Source organism: Paenibacillus sp. JDR-2, assembly GCF_000023585.1.
Lineage (GTDB): Bacteria > Bacillota > Bacilli > Paenibacillales > Paenibacillaceae > Pristimantibacillus.
The window spans coordinates 2,347,867-2,367,395 of record NC_012914.1; the positions used below are offsets into that span (position 1 = coordinate 2,347,867).

The 19,529-nt window shown below is 46.1% G+C and carries 9 protein-coding genes; all 9 read left to right on the plus strand.

Annotation, left to right across the window (positions count from 1 at the left end; genetic code table 11):
• Positions 1-189: 189 nt before the first annotated feature.
• The 9 genes from PJDR2_RS10180 (at position 190) to PJDR2_RS10220 (ending at position 19,440) form a co-directional block, all read left to right on the plus strand.
• Positions 190-1,968, plus strand: a complete 1,779-nt coding sequence (locus PJDR2_RS10180; protein ID WP_015843591.1) for a cache domain-containing sensor histidine kinase — start codon at positions 190-192, stop codon at positions 1,966-1,968.
• The gene (locus PJDR2_RS10185; protein WP_015843592.1) at positions 1,965-3,566 is read left to right on the plus strand and encodes a response regulator; all 1,602 of its coding nucleotides are present in this window, start codon (positions 1,965-1,967) and stop codon (positions 3,564-3,566) included. Before PJDR2_RS10180 ends, PJDR2_RS10185 begins: the two co-directional genes overlap by 4 nt.
• A 44-nt stretch (positions 3,567-3,610) precedes the next feature.
• The gene (locus PJDR2_RS10190; protein ID WP_015843593.1) at positions 3,611-4,912 is read left to right on the plus strand and encodes an ABC transporter substrate-binding protein; all 1,302 of its coding nucleotides are present in this window, start codon (positions 3,611-3,613) and stop codon (positions 4,910-4,912) included.
• Positions 4,913-4,924: 12 nt separating this feature from the next.
• Positions 4,925-6,511, plus strand: a complete 1,587-nt coding sequence (locus PJDR2_RS10195; RefSeq protein ID WP_015843594.1) for an ABC transporter substrate-binding protein — start codon at positions 4,925-4,927, stop codon at positions 6,509-6,511.
• 319 nt (positions 6,512-6,830) lie between these two features.
• Positions 6,831-9,140 carry a hypothetical protein gene (locus PJDR2_RS10200; protein ID WP_015843595.1) on the plus strand — a complete coding sequence of 770 codons (2,310 nt, stop codon included), beginning with the start codon at positions 6,831-6,833 and terminating at the stop codon, positions 9,138-9,140.
• Between the two features lie 219 nt (positions 9,141-9,359).
• Positions 9,360-10,337: an ABC transporter permease gene (locus PJDR2_RS10205; protein WP_015843596.1), complete on the plus strand. Its 978-nt coding sequence runs from the start codon at positions 9,360-9,362 to the stop codon at positions 10,335-10,337.
• 17 nt (positions 10,338-10,354) lie between these two features.
• A complete protein-coding gene (locus tag PJDR2_RS10210; RefSeq protein WP_265525127.1) occupies positions 10,355-11,245 on the plus strand; it encodes a carbohydrate ABC transporter permease in 891 nt (296 codons plus the stop codon).
• Positions 11,246-11,327: 82 nt separating this feature from the next.
• Positions 11,328-12,971: an ABC transporter substrate-binding protein gene (locus tag PJDR2_RS10215; RefSeq protein ID WP_015843598.1), complete on the plus strand. Its 1,644-nt coding sequence runs from the start codon at positions 11,328-11,330 to the stop codon at positions 12,969-12,971.
• A 151-nt stretch (positions 12,972-13,122) separates the two neighbouring features.
• Positions 13,123-19,440, plus strand: a complete 6,318-nt coding sequence (locus tag PJDR2_RS10220; protein WP_015843599.1) for an immunoglobulin-like domain-containing protein — start codon at positions 13,123-13,125, stop codon at positions 19,438-19,440.
• Positions 19,441-19,529 lie beyond the last annotated feature (89 nt).

Consider the following 19,529-nt stretch of genomic DNA (forward strand, 5'->3'; position numbering starts at 1 on the left):
AACCTTTTAGATTGAAGGCATCCATTTTATACAAGATTTAAGACAAGACCCTGAGTGTTATGCTCAGGGTCTTGTGTATTTTATAAATAGTTCTAAAGAAACCTCCATCTACGCTAAAAAAAATGCATTTTGTCACTAGCTGGAATCGCTTATGATAGAATGGACACCATTGTAGGCGGAGGAGAATGAATGGGTAAATGGAGAAATGCGTGGCAAAGTTTGTTTTTCAAGTTCGCATTGGCATTTCTTGTTGTAGGTATGATTCCTCTGCTTGTGCTCAGTACGCTGTCTTTGAATCAATTCACCGGTCAGCTCCAGAGACATACCGAGAATAGCTTTAAGCAATTAGTGATTCATTTGAGTAAAAATGTAGACGACGCTCTGCTTAACTATAATGAAATCTCGAAAACCATGTATTACAGTTCAGAAGGCGTTGCTTCTCGTCAGGATGCGACTTTGAGAGAAGAGATCGATACGGAGGGCAAGATGAATCTGATGTCGATTGACGATTTTCTCTTATCGGTGTTATACAGTGACAGCCATATACAGAATGCTTTTTTCGTACGGGCATCAGATGGCATGGTTTATCATCAATCTCGTGTGAGCAGCAAGGTGCTTGATCCCAACGAGCCGTTTCCAGCGGTCAGCTGGAAGTTTGCGCTATCGAGTACCCCGAAGAAGTTGGTCGTTATTCCCACCCATCTTGAAACGTACTACGGATCAACGGATCAGGTCGTGACGCTTGCCCGCAACTTGTTCGATACATCAGGCAAACTTGGGGCGGAGGCCACTTTGCTTGGTACTTTGTATTTTGATATTGATCTTGAAATATTCGACCGTTTGTTCCGTCAAGCGGAGCTGTCGAACAATGATCAGATGGTTATTGTCGATGGGAATGGGTACATCTTGTATTCCAATCAGAAAGACAAGCTTGGCAAGCGGTTAGATGAGAATTCCGCACGGAGAAACGGTGAAATGCTGATGTTCTCGGAGCCAATTCCGTTTATTGGCGGTCAAGTGATCGGGCTTATTTCGAAAAGGGATCTTTATGCTTCCTTAACTCCAATCCGTTCAACGGTCATTATTGTTGCCGCTATTTGTATGGCGGCCCTAGTCGTTCTTGGCGTCTTGTTCTCCCGCCGTTTCAGTCTTCCGATCTTGGATATGATGCGATTAATGATTAAAGTCGAATCGGGTAACCTGGAGCCGGGGCCAGAGCTCAAACGCAAGGATGAATTAGGCCGGTTATGGCATGGCTTCAATCGTATGATCGCACGTCTGCAATGGTTTATTAACGACTCTTACGTCAATGAAATTAAACGGAAGCAGGCGGAATTAAATGCGCTTAAGAGCCAGATCAGGCCGCATTATCTCTATAACACATTAGAGGTTATTCGAATGAGCGCCGTCTCGAACGGCGATGATGAAGTGGCGGATATGATTCATTCGTTATCGAATCAATTACAATATACGATAGATTACGGGGAAGAATGGGTAACGTTAGAGCAGGAAATCAAGCATGTTAAGCACTATTTTCATCTGATCGAGGTTCGTTATGACCGGAGAATTGAACTCCAGATTGATATTCAAGATGACTTATTAAGAGAAGCCCAGATTCTCAAGTTATCTCTGCAGCCGGTTGTAGAGAATGCGATTTTACATGGACTGAGACCTCTCGGTAACAAAGGGATCGTGCAAATTACAGCCGAGAGAGCGCAGGGAGGGAATCTGGCCGTCACCGTTTACGACAATGGAATTGGCATGGACGAAGAGACGGTTGCTAGGCTTAATCGTCAATTGCAAGAAGCGGAAGGGACGTCAGGGAAAAGTATCGGGTTTAAAAACGTACACGAGAGAGTTCGACATTCATGTGGCGATCCTTACGGCATTGTCATTGAAAGCAAGCATCAGATCGGTACAGCCGTTCTTATCTTATATCCATTGAGAGAAAAGGAGACAGAGGGATGAGAAAAATTCGGATACTCTTTGCCGACGACGAGCCGGTCATTATTAGGGGCCTTCGCAGATTGCTGCCTTGGAACGAGATGGGATTCGAGATCGTGGGCGAAGCTTATGACGGGAATGAATTAAAGCGGATGCTCGATGTCTGTCGTCCGGATGTTGTCATCAGCGATATTAATATGCCTGGACTTACGGGGATTGACATCATTCGCGAGATTAACGAAACCGGCAGGCAGATTAAGGTCGTATTCATTAGCGCTTACCAAGAATTCTCCTACGCTCAGGATGCCGTTAAATATGGGGCAATCGATTATTTGCTTAAGCCCGTGGATAAGGAACGCTTGCACGAAGTTATGCGGAAGGTTACCCGGTTGATCGGGGAACAATCGGAACGGAATCGGGAGAAAGAGATGGTTGTTCGATTCGAGCGTCAGAAGCGCAACAATACGATCGAAGAGATGCTTGCCGGTCTAACGGATGAAGATTCAAGCGCCATGCCGGAGTTAAAGAAATTTGGCGTTATTCATGGCAGTCGGTTTATCTCGGTTTGTTATTGTGAGTTGGATAAATGGGATTGGCAGGAAGAGAAGCGTTGGAAGGAACAGGAGAAGCGCTTAATTGACTTCTCGATCGCGAACATTTTGGTGGAATCCTTGGATCATTCCGATATAGGCATTTATTTCCGCAAAGGACGGTTTCACGGTATCTTTATACAGCATGATGAACCAGTAGAAGCCATCGAACTAGCAAACGAACTGCATAGCAAAATTAATGAGTATCTGAAGGTTAGCGTGACAATTGGCTTAGGCGAACCGGTTGACTATCCCGACCTGGCCATTCAATCCGCTCAAAGTGCTGAGTTTGCGCTGCAGGCGCGTTACTTCGAAGGCTCGAACCGAGTAATTAAAGCACGTCAGGCCACTCAAACGGATGCTGAAGCAAAGGCAGAATTGGAAACGCTTCAACAGCGAATGTTGGCCAGTATGACAAGTGGAGATGCGGAAGAGTTAAACCGGTTATTCCGTGATTATATTCAAGCAGTGAGGCTATTTGTTCAATATAATAGAAACTTGGCGATTACCTCGGTATATGGATGCATTGTTTATTTGATGAAAGAGATGAATGAGTTAGGCATTTCGGTTAACAAGGCTGATCCGGATAATCACGGTTTATTAGAACAGCTTTCAAGCTTTCCCACTTTCGAGATGATGACTCGATTCGTAGAACGTACGGTTTGCGACTTGAGGGTCCAGGCAACAGAGAGGCATAGCAGCAAAGATGTGCTGCAGCTTGTTCAAGTGAGAGCATACATCGATGAGCATTATGGGGAGAACATTACACTGGATTCAATGGCTTCCCTTGTTTATATGAATCCTTATTACTTCAGCAGCTTTTTCAAAAAGCATATGGGTGAGAATTTCAAGCAGTATCTAACGGAGGTGCGAATGAAGCATGCGCTTAGACTGCTGCTGCAATCCGAGCTTATGGTTTACGAAATTGCGGAGCGCGTTGGCTATCAGAATGCCAGACAGTTCAGCGATATGTTCAAGAAAAAATATGGCAAGCTGCCTCAGGAGTATAAACAGAGCTTTAAAGGTTCTTAATTCCGATGTTATTCATTTAATCATTCTGCAAGGAGGCGGCAACTATGATGCGAACGATCTCTTTGCTCCTTACATTAATCGTATTGGCTTCGGGATGCGGTCAAGCTTCGCAAGGCGAAGGAGAAGGGGGGAGTGGCGATACCTCTGACGATACGGTCACATTCACCGTTGTATTCCCCGGTGGGGATCTGGCTCATAAGCAAGGAGTTTCTACCGTGATCGCCGAATTTGAGAAATCTCATCCGAACATTGTGATAAACGAAGTGAACGAGTCGTGGTCAGGTACTTACGGTGAGTTCGTGAAGGTGAAGGAAGCCGTTGGAGAGTTTCCCGATCTGGTCGAAATGAGAGATACACAGTTGTTCGCGGACGCGGGGCTGCTGTATGAAATCCCACGCGATATCACGGACTTGCTTCAGCCTATTCCGGCTGTTAACGGTCATGTCTATAATGCGCCGCTGGACATTCCGCCGCCTAATGGGATTATTTACAGCAAGTCGATATTCCGCAAAGCGGGAATTAACAAGCCGCCTGCTACTTATGAAGAGTTTCTTGCCGTTTGCCAGCGCATTCGGAACTTAGGTATAGACCCGATTGTTGTAGGCGGCAAAGATGTGTGGCATATAGGCTTCTGGGTCAATAAGTTTTTAATCGATGAAGTCTATATTCAGGATCCGGATTGGAATGCGAAACGGAGTGCAGGAAAGGTCAGTTGGACGGATGATGCCCCTATGCGTGCTATGCGCAAACTCAAACAGCTATGGGACAGCGGTGATGTTGCGAAAGGGTATTTATCCACGGCTGACAGCCAGACGGTATCCATTCTGACTTCAGGACAGGCGGCTATGCTTTATTCTGGACCATGGATGTTTAATCAGATTCGTTCCTCGGATCCAACATTCGAATTCGGCTTCTTCGCCCTTCCGGACAGTGCGGGTAAAGTGAGTACGACGGGATTAAATGTCGCGAGTGGTTGGTCGATCTCAGCCGAAGCCGCCAAGGATCCGGAAAAGCTGATCAGTATTAAGCAATTTCTTCATTTCTTCTATAGCGAAGAGCCTTATTCTCATTATCTTGAGGCAATCAATGGAATTGCTGCTACGGTCTATCCTGTAACCTATTCAGCACCGGAACAGATGAGTGAGGTTTTTCTTATTGCGAATAACAAGCAGACGGGCAAATCCTCTTATATGAACCTATTCTCAGGAGCCAACTCCCTTCCGCCTAGGTTTCGCGATTGGTTTTACCGAACGGTATTGGATATGACGGACGGGAAAATATCACTTCAGGATGCCATGCAAGCAGCGGATAAAGAGTGGGATTCCGAGTTGGCATCTCTCCAGTAGGGGGAACGTGAAATGGCTGTAATACGAAAAGGCCTTCTATTAATCTGTCTAGCTCTTTCCTTTGGCATCTCCGCATGTGATAAGCAAAGACAAGCCGCTGAAAAAGATTCCTCTTTGCCGCCGACTTCCTTGAACTTTATGTTCTTTGGGGACAAACCATCGGATATGGATAAAGTGCTACAGGAATTTGAGAACCAAACGAGCCAATCCTTAAATATGAAGTTAAACATGGATTGGGACGCCCCGGAGGAATTCAAGCAAAAGGTTAAGTTAAGACTGAGCTCGGGGGAAGCAATCGACGGCGTGTTCGACGGCTCTTGGATGAGCTTGGAGAGTAACGTCGCGCAAGGTTATTATCGAAATTTGGATCGTTATTTCAATAATGATGAATATCCCGGCCTCAAGAAAGCTTTTCCAGTTGATTTCTTGAATGCCAATAAGATCGATGGCCATCTGTTTGCCGTACCCCTCACGCAATATTTCCATGACATTGAAGTGATCTTTATTCGGAAGGATTTGCGGGAACAGTTCGGGATGTCACCCATTGAAAATTACGATGAGCTGGAGCAATACTTACGGAAAGTTAAGGAGCAGCAGCCAGATATGATTCCCCTTGCTCTCAAAGGGGATCGTGGTTTCTATCGTTTATTTGGGAATGAAACCAAGCAGGTCAATGCCCGTTTTGATCCCACTGGAATCTCAGGGACGGGTATTCCTTTTCAGATTGCACTTTCTAAAGACGGTAAACATGTACTTGGGGCAACAACATTGGGTGACCCGGAAGAGATGTATAGCGGTTACCCGGCGCCATTAAACGACCCGGACTTCTTCTATTCTTCATTCGATAAGTTTGTAGAGTGGAACCCATTCGTTCAGAAGGATGTTCTAAATGAACGGAATCCACTATTGCTTTTTGAAGCGGGAAAAGCGGCTGCAGCCGAAAGTACGATTACGTTATGGTCGGAGGTCAGCCAAAAGCTGAAAACCTCGGTTCCGGGCTCAGAACTTGAAGGCTTCGTATACGTGCCATGTATGAGGAACATGGAAAAAGGCTGTATGGGTACAAACTTTAAAGCATGGAATAATATCGCTATTCCGGTTACTTCAAAGCATGCGGACGAGACCATGAAGTTCTTGGACTGGTTATTCTCCAAACAAGACAATCACGACTTGTTCGAGCTTGGAATCGAAGGAGAGCATTGGACCAAAGGGGAAGGGCTGACTTATAAAAGTACATCCAAATCTGCTAATTACTTGTTCCCCCCTTATGAACTAACATGGAATTTAGGGATGTCACGCATCAATGTGGATATCGATAAACAAATCCTTAAGCTCATGCAGTATTCTGCAAACCCAAGTTCTTATTATCGGCTGCCCGTAGCAGGCTTCGTGTTTAATCCTGCTCCCGTCAAGACGGAAATCGCGAAGATTCAACCAATGGCCAATCAGGTCGAGCAGGTACTGAATAGTGGTCTTGATCCCAACTGGCGGGAGACAGCCAGACAAACCAACGAGAAGTTGAAGGGTTTAGGTCTGGATAAGATTCGTGCGGAATTAATCCGGCAAGTTCAGGCTTATTTGGACGCTGGAGGTAATTAGAAGAGTAACCGTCTCCTTGTAGAGGCGGTTTCTTTTTTTATGATAAAACGAACTTAAAAAACCTCGATTTTACCTTAAAAAGCAACATTCAAACGGCTGATTCCTCATGTTAAAGTGAACCCCGAGGCTGTAAATCTTCTTCTCTTAATCATGATCCTTCCTATGAAATTCCTCTCGCTAAACTCTCTTAGTTATCCTGTATTGAGTTCTGGCTGAACTCGCCTTCATAGGGCGGTTTAGTATAGCTTTGACAAAGTGGATTTAAGAGGGGGGATCGTGGGTAAGCGGGAATTTCAAATAAACAGGAGGAGGATTTGAAATGGCAGTGAAAAGGTGGTTTTCTTTTGTTATGGCAGTTGTCGTAATAGCGGTGTTTGCAGGTGTATCAATTGGTGCAGAGCCTGTATCAGCAGCGGATCCCAAGCTTAATACCGCTAATTTAAAAGTGGGTTATTATGGCTGGTCAGCCGAGGGACATTCTGCGGTTGAATTTGCAACAAGTGCAGCGAACCTGTCCTCCATTACTTACGCAACATCCGCTTTATTTGATGGCAACACAAGTACGAGCACGGGTCTAAATAAAGACGTCTATCTTTATTTAGACTTAGGCACAACGACGGTTAACGTATCCAAGATTGCGCTAACGATAAAGTCAGGCGGGTCTATTACGGGCAATTGGAAAATTTACGGCTCGAACAGCCTTTCCGCATCCGCTTCAAGCTGGTCCGCTATTGCTACTCCAACCGGACTAAGCGCAGGTGTTACAACGGAAATTAATGTAACCGCTTCCTACAGATATCTTCTTATCGGCGGCTCTGATACGGCGCTTAATACCTGGATTCATACCTGGGATCAGCTTTCGGAGATTGCGCTTTATGGTACGGGTACCATTACGCCAGCCGCCACGGCATTTGCACATCCGGGTATTATGCAGACGGCTTCCGGCATACAAACGATGAAGAGTATGGTAGCTAGCCAGACAGAGCCATGGTACTCCACTTATAACGTACTTGCGAGCACCGTTGCTTCCTACGGCACTATATCCGCGAGCGATTATACGCTAACGGCTATCACGCATAATAACAGCGGCAGTTATAACGAGATGAGATTAGCGGCATCTAAGGTATATAATTTAGCTTTGTTATACACCCTTACCGGCAATACCACTTATGCTGAAGCTTCTCGGACGATCATGCTGAAGTATGCTTCCATCTTTACCGGTGTAGGCACGAGCGGTGACACAGGCTCTGTCTATGATACCAATCTTGATGTTGGCGTTGTTGCCTTCAAGTTCAGCGCAGCGGCGGAATTACTAAGATATAGTTACAGCGGTTGGTCTGTTGGGGATACGAATTCGCTTCTTGCCATGTATGGCAAGAATACGGGCGGAACAGCCGTGAGTATGTACCAACTGATGTCCAATGCAGCTGTGCTGGCAACCTACGATATGGATAACATTACGCATGGACATGCTGCGATATTAAGAGAAGGATCTATGGCTTATGCTATCTTTGCCGAAGATGCGACCTTGTATAATCTTGTGAAAAATGACTTCAAGGCCAATAGTACGGCCTATTACACGAATCAGGGCGCCGCGTCTTGGCAGAAAAAGCCCGATAAAAGTCAAGGTGCCAACGGATACAGCTTATTGTATAACTACAATGCAACAACGGGGCAAAGCAAGGAAAGTGACAGAGACCAAGCCCACGCTCTAGTGAACTTGTCCTCCTTCATCAATATCGCCCAGATGGCGTGGACACAGGGTGATAACAGCCTATATGAGTTTAATAATAGGCTGTTATTGAAGGCTACCAACTTCAGCGCCCAATATAATCTAGGCTACAACGTGGATGCTTATGTCACAGCCTACCCTTGGAATCATCACAGCGACAGCGGCATTACCACGTATGACAGAGGGAAGTTCAACGATAATATGTATGCAGCTGCTTATAATTATTACAAGTTCTCTTCGAGTGCCGCATCCGGCGAATACGCGTATCTGTCCAAATATGCCAATAACCCGGTATATGTAACGGATCGAAACAGCTATGATGTTACGGGCCTCGCCGCATTGATCTGTTCCGTTGCGGCAAGAGCTGCGGATTACACGAGTAACGTAACACCGGTGAACAATGCGCTCAACTGGTTGACGAGTGGTGTAGCAACCATGTTAAATGGCACTTCGAACATTTATGGCGAGTATGCCACCGGCTTCGTGAGCGGCAGTTCCAGAGACTACAGTAAGCTTAGCCTCACGGGATCGAATGCCATCGCAGCTTTGCCGTATACATCCTTTACCAATGTTACAAAAATCAATATCAATTATTCCAGCACGGATACAGGCACGCTAGAGATCCGAACGGCAAGCAGTACGGGTACCTTGAAAGGACAACCCGAGGACTATAGCACCGGTGCTAGTAATGGGGATAGAGGGACCCTGTTAGCTGCAATTCCCGTGAGCAATACAGGCAGTCTTACCACTTACACAACCACCGCTCTTAGCAATAATATTTACACGACAGCAGGCGCAACTGGCGGCAGTGTAACGGGGAACTATATGATCTATGTTGTGTTTAAAGGGGCAAACGCAAGCACGAGCATGAATCTCTTATATTTGAAATTGCAATAAGAATAGCAGCGGTGCGAGGAGTATTCCTTGTACCGCTGTTTTTTATTTTAGAAGCACGGGATGGAGCCAAACCGCTTATACGACGGCCTATTTTCCGTACTATAAAAACTGCAATTTTAACTATAAAAACAACATTCAAAGCGGAATAGGCAGCATGCTACATTGTATCCACGGACAGCGACACAAACAATCAACGTGGAGAGAAAGGAGAATACGACAATGAAATCAACGTCATCAGTTGCTCTTAACAATAGAGCCCATGATACACAAGCCCGCGTAAAACCAAAATCTTTCCTAATGGAAATGCGCAGAAATGGCCTACTGTATCTATTAATGTTGCCTGGAATTTTATTAGTTTTTGTTTTTGCATATTTGCCAATGGGAGGGATCGTAGTTGCCTTCCAAAACTTCAATGCAATTAAAGGAATAACGGGCAGTGAGTTCGTAGGATTAAAAAACTTCGAGTTTTTCGTCCAATCCAAAGAAGTGCTGCATGTTATTTTCAATACCTTATTCCTGAACGCACTCTTTATTCTGTTCGGAGCATTAGCCTCCGTTTCGATTGCCGTCATGTTCTCGGAGCTGGGGGGGAAATGGTTTAAAAGAATCGTACAAACGATCGTGACTTTGCCGAATTTCCTCTCTTGGACCGTCATCGCCATGTTCGTAACGGCGCTATTATCCAGCGATACAGGGATGCTGAATAAATGGCTGGCCCATTTCCACATCGGGCCAATCGCTTTCTTTAACGAACCGGCAGCTTGGCCATTCATTCTCGTGCTTATCAAGATTTGGCAAGGTGCTGGATTTGGCGCTATCGTATACCTGGCTACGATAACCGGCATTAACCCGGAGATTTACGAATCGGCTTCCATAGACGGAGCCAGCCGTTGGAAGAAGATTTGGTACATTACGCTGCCGCTTTTAAAACCAACGATCATCCTTATGATGCTGCTTGCCATTGGCGGGATTTTCTACGGGGATTTCGGAATGATCTATGCGCTGGTAGGACGTAATGTTCTGCTCTATCCGACCACGGATGTCATTGATACTTACGTGTACCGGGCATTGATGGATCTGGGAGATATGGGGATGTCGGCCGCTGTTGGCGTATTTCAGTCGGTTATTGGCTTCATTCTGGTCGTAACAGTCAACCAACTAGCCCGTAAATTCAGCCCGGACTCCGCGTTATTCTAGATTTCTGTTGAAAGCAGGTGAACGTATTGATTAAAGAAAGCAAAGGAGATCGCCTGTTAAAAGCCGGCATCTTTATCATCCTGATTTTGTTCTCGATCTATTGCCTTATCCCGTTCATAACGGTCATTAGCAGCTCGCTCACAACAGAATCTTCAATTCTCCGTGACGGGTATTCGATATTGCCGAAAGATTTCTCAATGGAGGCCTACAAGCTGATCTTCCGTGACGATACGATCTATCGTTCTTATGGCGTAACGATCTTTGTTACCTTAGTTGGCACCTTGCTCGCAATGCTTGTTACTTGTGCGCTGGCCTATCCATTATCCATTCGCACGCTTAAATACAAGAGTCAGGTTAACTTCTACATTTACTTCACGATGTTATTCCATGGCGGACTTGTAGCGAACTATCTGCTCATTTCCAAGTACTTGGGCATGAAGGACTCGATATGGGTGCTCATCATTCCTGCATTAGTCAGCCCTTGGAACATGTTCCTGCTGCGCAACTTCTTCAAGTCCGTGGACGAATCCCTCTCGGAATCGGCGAAGATTGACGGAGCGAATGATATCTATATCTTCTTCAGGATTATTCTTCCTATATCCATGCCGGCACTTGCGACGGTAGGACTCTTTTACTCCATGGGATTCTGGAACAAATGGTTCGAGGCGATGCTCTACATTTCGGATGAGAAGCTGTTCCCGCTGCAATATTTGGTGATGAGGATCATGAGCAATGCAGAGTTCGCTAACCAGCTCTCCACCCAAATTTCGCTTCCTAATTATGTCGTGCCTACATTGACGACTCGGCTTGCTACAACAGTGGTGACTATTGGTCCAATCATCTTCTTGTATCCGTTTCTGCAAAAATATTTTGTCAAAGGGCTTATGGTTGGCGCTGTAAAGGGTTGACTCCACTCGGCTGAGCACGCCTTTATCGGGCGGTTTAGTATAGCATTCATACGCTTATTCAAAAAAGGGAGGAAGAAAGAAAATGAAGAAATCCATGAAGAAATCATCGCTGCTGCTTGTCACGGCAATGATGGCTGGATCGCTTGCTGCTTGCGGCAGCAACAACAATGAGGCAAACAATTCCGCAAATGCTTCCAATGCGCCTACTGCAGCACCTAGCGAGACGGCCTCGGAACAGGCAGATACAGCTAAAGCACCGGATCCGGTTACGCTAAAGGTCATGTTATTCGGCGATAAACCGATTGATATGGATAAAGTACTGACAGAGTTCGAGAACAAGACCAAGGATACGCTGAACACCAAGCTGGACATCGAGTACAATCCTAATGCGGATCACAAACAGAAGTTGACGCTTAAGATGTCGGCCGGTGAATCGGTTGACGCCGCGTTTGATGCACCATGGATGTCTTTGAACCAGAACGTTTCTCTTGGCTACTATCAAGAATTGGACAAATATTTCAATAATGACGAGTACCCGGGGCTCAAGAAAGCATTCCCGGAAGATTACTTGAACGCGAACAAAATTAACGGTCATATTTATTCCATTCCATTAACAAACGCATTCTACGATATTGACGTCATTTATGTTCGTAAAGATCTGCGCGAAAAATATGGCATGCAGCCGATTCAAAGCTATGATGATCTGGAAACGTACTTGAAAAACGTACAACAAAACGAGAAGGGCATTATTCCGATGGCGAACAAGAATGATCGCGGCTTCTACAAAATGTTCGGCCGGGAAGACAAGATTGTAAATGCGAAAGCCATCTCGATGACACCGGGATTTAACGTCTATTTGTCCGATGACGGCAAGAAGGTATTAGGTGCAACAACATTGGGTGACGATGCTTCCAAATTCGCGGATTTGCCTGCTCCTTATAACGATCCATACTACTTCTATCCGCAATACGATAAGTTCGTAGAATGGAACAAATATATTCAGAAGGATGTATTGTCTGAGAAAGATCACCAGGCTCTCTTCGTAGGCGGCAAATCCGCAGCTTATGAAGGTACGATTAACGGTGCGGCTCAAGTTCGCCAACGTTTGCAATCTGCCGTCCCTGGATCCGACTTGGAAATGTTTGTATACAATTCGCATGTCCGCAATATGGAACCAGCCGCTATCGGCACGGATTACAAAGCATGGAATGATATCGTAATTCCGGTTACATCCAAGAACGCAGAACGTACGATGAAATTCTTCGACTGGCTGTTCAGCAGCTCAGACAATCATGATCTCCTGGAGCTGGGTATTGAAGGGGAACATTGGACCAAAGACGGCGACCGTAACTATAAAATGACGGATAAAACGACCAATTATGTGTTCCCGTCTTACGAGTTTACTTGGAACCCGACTATGTCCCGTATCAATGGCGACAATGACGAGCAAACCTTAAAACTTCTTGATTATCAATCGAAGAACGAGACTTATTATCTGACTCCGATGTCTGGCTTCACGTTTAATACGGAGCCCGTTAAATCGGAAATTGCCAAGATCTCGCCGCTTGTACAACAACGTGATCCAATCTTTAATAACGGATTAGATAAGAACTGGAAGCAAAGCGCTGCGAAAGTTAATAAGCAAATGGAATCCTATGGTCTTGAGAAAGTACGTCAGGAAGTCATCAAACAAGTTCAAGCTTTCCTTGATGCTGGCGGTAAATAAGCAAGCGCATTTGTCTAACATGCTAAGCCGCTGGAAGTTAGGTGGCTTAGCATTTCTATGAGTAGGTTTTATCTGTCTGATACATATCGCGAAATGACACCGCTTACATCATAGAGGTGAGTTCGATCAATTCGACCATGGAGGAATGTATATGCATCATTATTGGAAGCGGCCAATATCGGGGCTGCTCGCAATCGTCATTTTGTGTACGCTGCTGCTTGGCACTGCATTACCCGGCCGGGCATTAGCGGAAGAACAAGGAAGCGTTGTTGTTGTCAAGCTGCCTCCAACCGACGATTCATACGTGAATCCATACGTAGGTTGGCGTGATGCCCGGGACGACAATTATGGATCCAATAATATTCTAATTGTTGGAAATAACAATCAGCCCATGTTGAAATTCGACTTGTCGTCCATTACAGATCCAATCAAGAGCGCCACGCTGAAGCTTTATAAGAACAACAATAATACGTTGAATTATGTGGTCTATCAGGGGCAAGACGACAATTGGTCGGAGAATACGATTACCTGGAATAATAGCCCTGACTTTGGAACAGCTATCCCGGATGCCTGCTCGGTCAATCCGTGTTTGGCTCCTTACGGAACGGGAATAGCAATGCCAATTAATGTGACTTCCGCAGTGCAGGCCGAAGTTGCGGGCGATAAGACGCTGACCTTGTCATTAATTCCTACGAAGGCAGATGGAACGATAGACTATACGGTGTCACCGTCGTTTGATCTAGTCTCTAAAGATAATTCCAATGCTGCTTTGAGGCCCGTATTGGAGATTGAGACGTTGAAGAGCGTGACGGAAGCTGAGCGTGTCGCCAATGATAAGGCCAAGTTAGTGATGCAATTTGAAGGTTTGGCTGTGACAGGCAATATAACATTGCCAACGGAAGGCGAAATGAATTCGACAATTTCCTGGTCTTCCGATCAGCCTTCTGTCATTAGTGCTAACGGGACTGTTACTCGTCCGGAATGGTATGCGGAAGCAGACCAACCGGTGACGCTTACCGCAACGATTACTTACGGTAACGTAACGGATACGCTTGATGTGCATGTGACTGTTCAGCGGCAGCCGACCCCTACCGATGAGCAGCGTGTAGCCAAAGATAAGGAGCTTATTCTCTCCCAATTCAACAACTTGACTGTCAATGAGAATGTGAACCTTCCAACGGTCGGCTCATACGGTTTTTCGACTATCGATTGGCAATCAAACAAGCCGGAAGTAGTTTCTAATACTGGCGACGTTCATCGACCAGCATCCGATCAACAAGATGCTACTGTGAAGATGACCGTAACGCTAACATACGGGGATGTTAGCGACCATGTAGACATGAACTTTATCGCACCTAAAATGACGGAGCGTTTACCATCAAAACTACTTACGATGCAAGGCGTTATTACGGAAGCGCAGGCACTGCTTGCACGGTATACCGTAGGTACGGGTGCTGGGCAGGTTTCACAAGCTGCTAAAGACAAATTCGAGAGTGAAATCGAGAATGCGCAGCTTGTGCTGTCCGATGATACCCGAGACCTCGATTACGGTGTGAACCGCCTGCGTGATGCAGGTACTGCCCTTATCAACAGCGCTCTAATTTCGAACGTCGTAGTTGATACGGCTGCGAATAATTTAGCTTATTCTACTTATCGCCAGGAATTAACCCGACTTGTCTGGCAGGCAAGAACGATGCTGCTTATCGAGCCGGAAATGTACACAAAGGCTGCCAAGCTTGCTGTGCAGGAGCAGATTGATCATGCTGAAGCGGTACTTGACGGAACATACCAAGTTCCATTTATAAGAAATCGTGCTTTCACTGCACCACGGCCGGATGAAGATATTCAGTTTGCGATTGATCATTACGCCCGTTCTTCCCATCCATACGGCACTAAATATGGGCTAAAGGCAGTCATGGCTTGGTACGCGGACAATCATATTTTAACGGGTACTTATAATACGATAAAGTTAAATCCAACGGATGATGCTTTCGTATGGGTGACGGAGAAGACAACTCCGCATAACGGTAATACGCTAATTTATGGCGAAGGACGGAGCAGTTATCTGAAGTTTGACTTGTCCTCTGTTACAGCAAGCGTATTGAAAGCGAACCTCAGGGTAACGAATTACAAATGGGACACGAATACAACACAAGTTCATTACGAGACGAATGATGACTGGCAAGAGGGTACGCTTCTCTATCCATCAACCGGAGCGCCGGTGCTAGGCACGATTATTAACACGTTTGTGCTTGGCGGTAAAGATACAGTTGGTGCAGGTGTTGTTGATTTAACGAGCCAGGTTCAACTCGAACTGCTGGGCGACAAGAATCTTTCCCTCAGCTTGGACAATGCACCTGGAACGGTATGGGCTTCGGAGATTTATTCGAATAATACTTCAGACGTCAGTAAGCGTCCATACTTGGAGGTAAGTCTGAATCAGATCGTGGACGCCAAGCTCCAGGATAAGGTCGATCGTGTTCTCTCGGATGCTGATGCGTTGGTAAAAGGCGCTGTTGTTGGCAATGGGACAGGACATTTTCCGCAGTCGGCTTTAGATGCTGTTAAGGAAAGTGTGTCTCAGATAGTTGAAATACGAAATGAAGGGCATGCAGAAGCGGTTGGAGCTGCACTTGTTCGCTTAGACAATGCGATGCGTGACATGCGTGACGCACAGGTCATGCGTAGTGAAGTTGAACCGAATGCAACGATGTACTTTGACGAATCTGGCCTGCAGGAGCTGCGGGACAAGATCGCGCAATCGCCTGCTCTGAAAGCCAAATATGAGGAAGCTAAAAGCATTTCCGATCAGACATCGCTTGAACAATTGCAGAAATATAAGGTATTCCTAGCTGACAAACCGGACTATGACCAGCTGAATACATTGTACAAATTGTGGAGCGATTCACCAACATTAACGTTTACACCGCCTGCGGGAACCGTATCGGCTACACTGCAATTTACACTCGAATCAGTCGATAATGAGGCGGCTGGTTTGGGTCATGCCTGGATCGACTCCGTCAAGATCACTCCGTCTAATGCAGGTGATCTGGAGATTGATAACAACGGATTTGAAGAAGGAAGGAACATACCAAGTGATTGGCAGCCCGTGACAGTAAAGGGAAGTCCGATCCTGTCATGGGAAGATCGCAATCATTATAGCAACGACGGTACACGTTCTGTATTTATTTCCAACCCAACAGCAGCCGATCAAGGGGCATGGCTGTACTCTCATGATATACCGCTTACGGCGGGACTTGGTTATACATTAAGTTTTGCTGCCAAAATTGATGGGAAGCTTAAAAACGGCGTGAAGGCAACCATAACTTACAAAAATGCTTCAGGTACAACAATTGGTTCTATCGATCTGTTCAGTAATAAGAAAGCAACGATGGGGCCAAACACCAACTTGAGTATTCAAGCTGACGCACTGGTCTATGCCGTTACAGGCGATATTACGTACGCCAAGAAAGCGAAAGAGCGCATCTTGTGGAACTTGAATGACTTCCTGCAAGGAGCGGAATATTGGCAGCTGACCGATGCTCGTCCAGATGGTATTGATGCCTATGGCAAAGTACAAGGCGGTCGGGTCGCTTCCATTATTGCTTCGGCGTATACGTTCATTGCTAACGCTGGTGTCTTCTCGCCAGAAGAGCATGCCGATCTGGTTGCTAAGCTCAATTACATGAACGCGTTTCTTAATGATGGACGGGATCGCACAGAGCTTGACGATTATACCGTTCAGATTGGCGCCAGTAACTGGGAATCGGATGCGGTCATTGGCGCAGCAATGCTGGCAATGGTATTGCCAGAGCTGAACGACAGCAAGCAATTGATTGTAAATGCAAACAAGCTGTTGAAGGCACAACTCACCTATACGATTGGACCGGAAGGCGAGTGGCCGGAATCGATACGTTATTCGTATGCCGTACTTTCGCGGCTTGCGGTTTATGCGAAGGCGCTTAGAAATGAGACTGGGGAGGACTTCTTTGCTTTCCCGAAACTTGTGAAAATGTTCGAATATACGCTGTCGATGCAAACACCGCCATATGCGTATTTCAATAATGGCATTAGTACACCGGCGTTTGGCGATGACTTGTTGTTAGGCGGCAACGAATTCTCGCTGCTTGGTCTCTATTACGACGAAGTTGCTCGCACCAATCCGAAGCTTGCTGCCCAGATGTATCAGACTTGGGTGAAGGCGGGGCAATCCTTGCCGGCTAATGGCGTGGAGACGATTCTGATGGAGAGCTTCTTTACCCCAATCGGGTTTGCTACCGATACGACTCCGATGAAGCTGCAATCAACGGATAAATACAAATGGGAAGGCGTCTATCTGTTCCGCAATCATTATGGCAGCAGTAATGAGTCCTTCATGTCGATCATGGCGAACAAAACACCACTTGGACATTCCCATTACGATCAAGGCTCATTCACGCTGTATGCGGACAGTACTCCGCTTGTACTAGATCCTGGTGTGGAGAGTTATTTCGCTACAACGAAGGCATGGTATACCAGCTCGTCGTCACATAGTACCATGCAATTCCAGAAAGCAGGAAATTCCTCTTATCTAGATACGCCGCTCATCAGCGATAATCAGTCATTCTCCACGAATGATGCGATCGATACGATGTCACTGCGAATTGCGAATCCGAACAGCGGCTCTTCCGGCAAGCATACGAGACATTTCGCTTACGTGAAAGGCTTGGAAGCTTATGTGATTTGGGATCAGGTTAAAGGAGCGAGTGCAGGAACCATTTGGAATCTGCCCGTAGTGGCTTCGAAGTTGTCCACGATTGAAGGGAATAAGGTAGAGTCGACCGGCCCTTACAACATGGATCTCGAGACTACCGTTCTGCAGCCAGAGAATCCTGTTATTACCCAGGAATGGGGACGTGCACCGGCAATTGTACCGGCTGTTGACGGGGAGACAAAGCTGAATTATATCCGCGTTCCGGCGGAGGCTAATCAGAACCATCTGACCGTTCTTTATCCGAAAGCGAAGGGCAAGGCAGGGCTTGACACAGAAAAAATAAGCTCCGCTGAAGGCATTGATGTCTATCGCTTGCAGTCGGAAGATGGCAAGGGTATCACGGTCGCTGTTAATAACAATGACAGTGATCAAGTGATTTCCATTTCTGCGGAACATACGCTTGTCGAATTAAACACCGGTACAGAATATGCCCTAGAGAATGGGCAAGCAAACGTAACCGTACAAGCGAATGGACTGGTTGTTCTTCAGGACAAAGCAAATGTCACCGTTCCAGATTCAGGCGGTCAAGCAGGTTCATCCGTGAACGCAGGAACAGATTTGAACAACATTGGAAGCGACGGTGCCGTTGACGCGGATACACTTAGAAACGCATTCAAAGCTAATCCAAATGTTGAAGTGAAGGCTAACGACGGCGTTGTCATTCTTCCAGGAACGGCGCTTGCAGATGCGTTAATCAATCCGAAGGCTTCTATTAAATTGACAAGTACTTACGGGACGTATTCTCTGCCGCTCAGTCTGCTGAAGCTTGATGATATGGCGAAGCAGCTTGGGACCGAAGTTGGCAAGTTGTCCGTCCGGATAAACATCCGGAAGCTTAATGATGATGAGAGCAAGAAGCTGAACGATAAAGTGAATACCGTCGGCGGCACACTAATCGCTGATGCTTTCGATTTTAACGTGTCCATTGAGAGCGCCGATGGTAAATCTATCCCATTAGATAGCTTCGGAAGCACTTATGTGAAGCGCTCGATCTTCCTGAAGACGGCACCACCACAAAATGCTACCGTCGCTCTATACGCTTCAAGCAATAATTCGCTTAATTTCGTTCCTAGCAAGATGACTGCGAACTCTGCGGAATTCATGCGTCCAGGAAACAGTATCTATACGGTGGTGGAAATGAAGAGGAATTTTGCAGATGTCGTTGGTCACTGGGCAGAGCAGGATATTAAATTGCTTGCCGGAAAATTGATCGTAACAGGTACATCGCAGACTAAATTTGAGCCAGATCGCAAAATTACACGTGCGGAATTCGCAGCGCTAGTTGTACGTTCACTTGGTTTATCTGAATCATCTATAAGTGAAACTGGCTTTAAAGATATTCAGGGAAGTGAATGGTATGCCAAAGCTGTAGAAACGGCTGTGGAGGCCGGGATTGTGAACGGGTACAATGACGGTTCATTCCGCCCTAATCAAACGATTTCCCGGCAAGAGCTCGCAGTAATGGTTGTTCGAGCTATTCATTACGCGGGGATCACAACGACGATTACCGCTGAAGAGCAAACCGTATGGCTTAGTAAATTTAAAGATCAGAGCGAGGTTACATGGGCTCGGAAAGATCTTGCAGAAGCATTAAGCCTCGGAATCTTAAATGGTCGATCAACAGATCGGATTGGGGCAAGTGAGTCTGCAACAAGAGCGGAATCGGCAGTTATGTTAAGACGTCTATTAACCAAATCAGGGTTCGTAGCTGAATAGCACATTTGATAGAATAAGATAAGTGGAATGAAGGCCGCGAAAGGTTCGCGGCCTTCAACTATAAGATCGGCCAACCAATATTAGGAGGG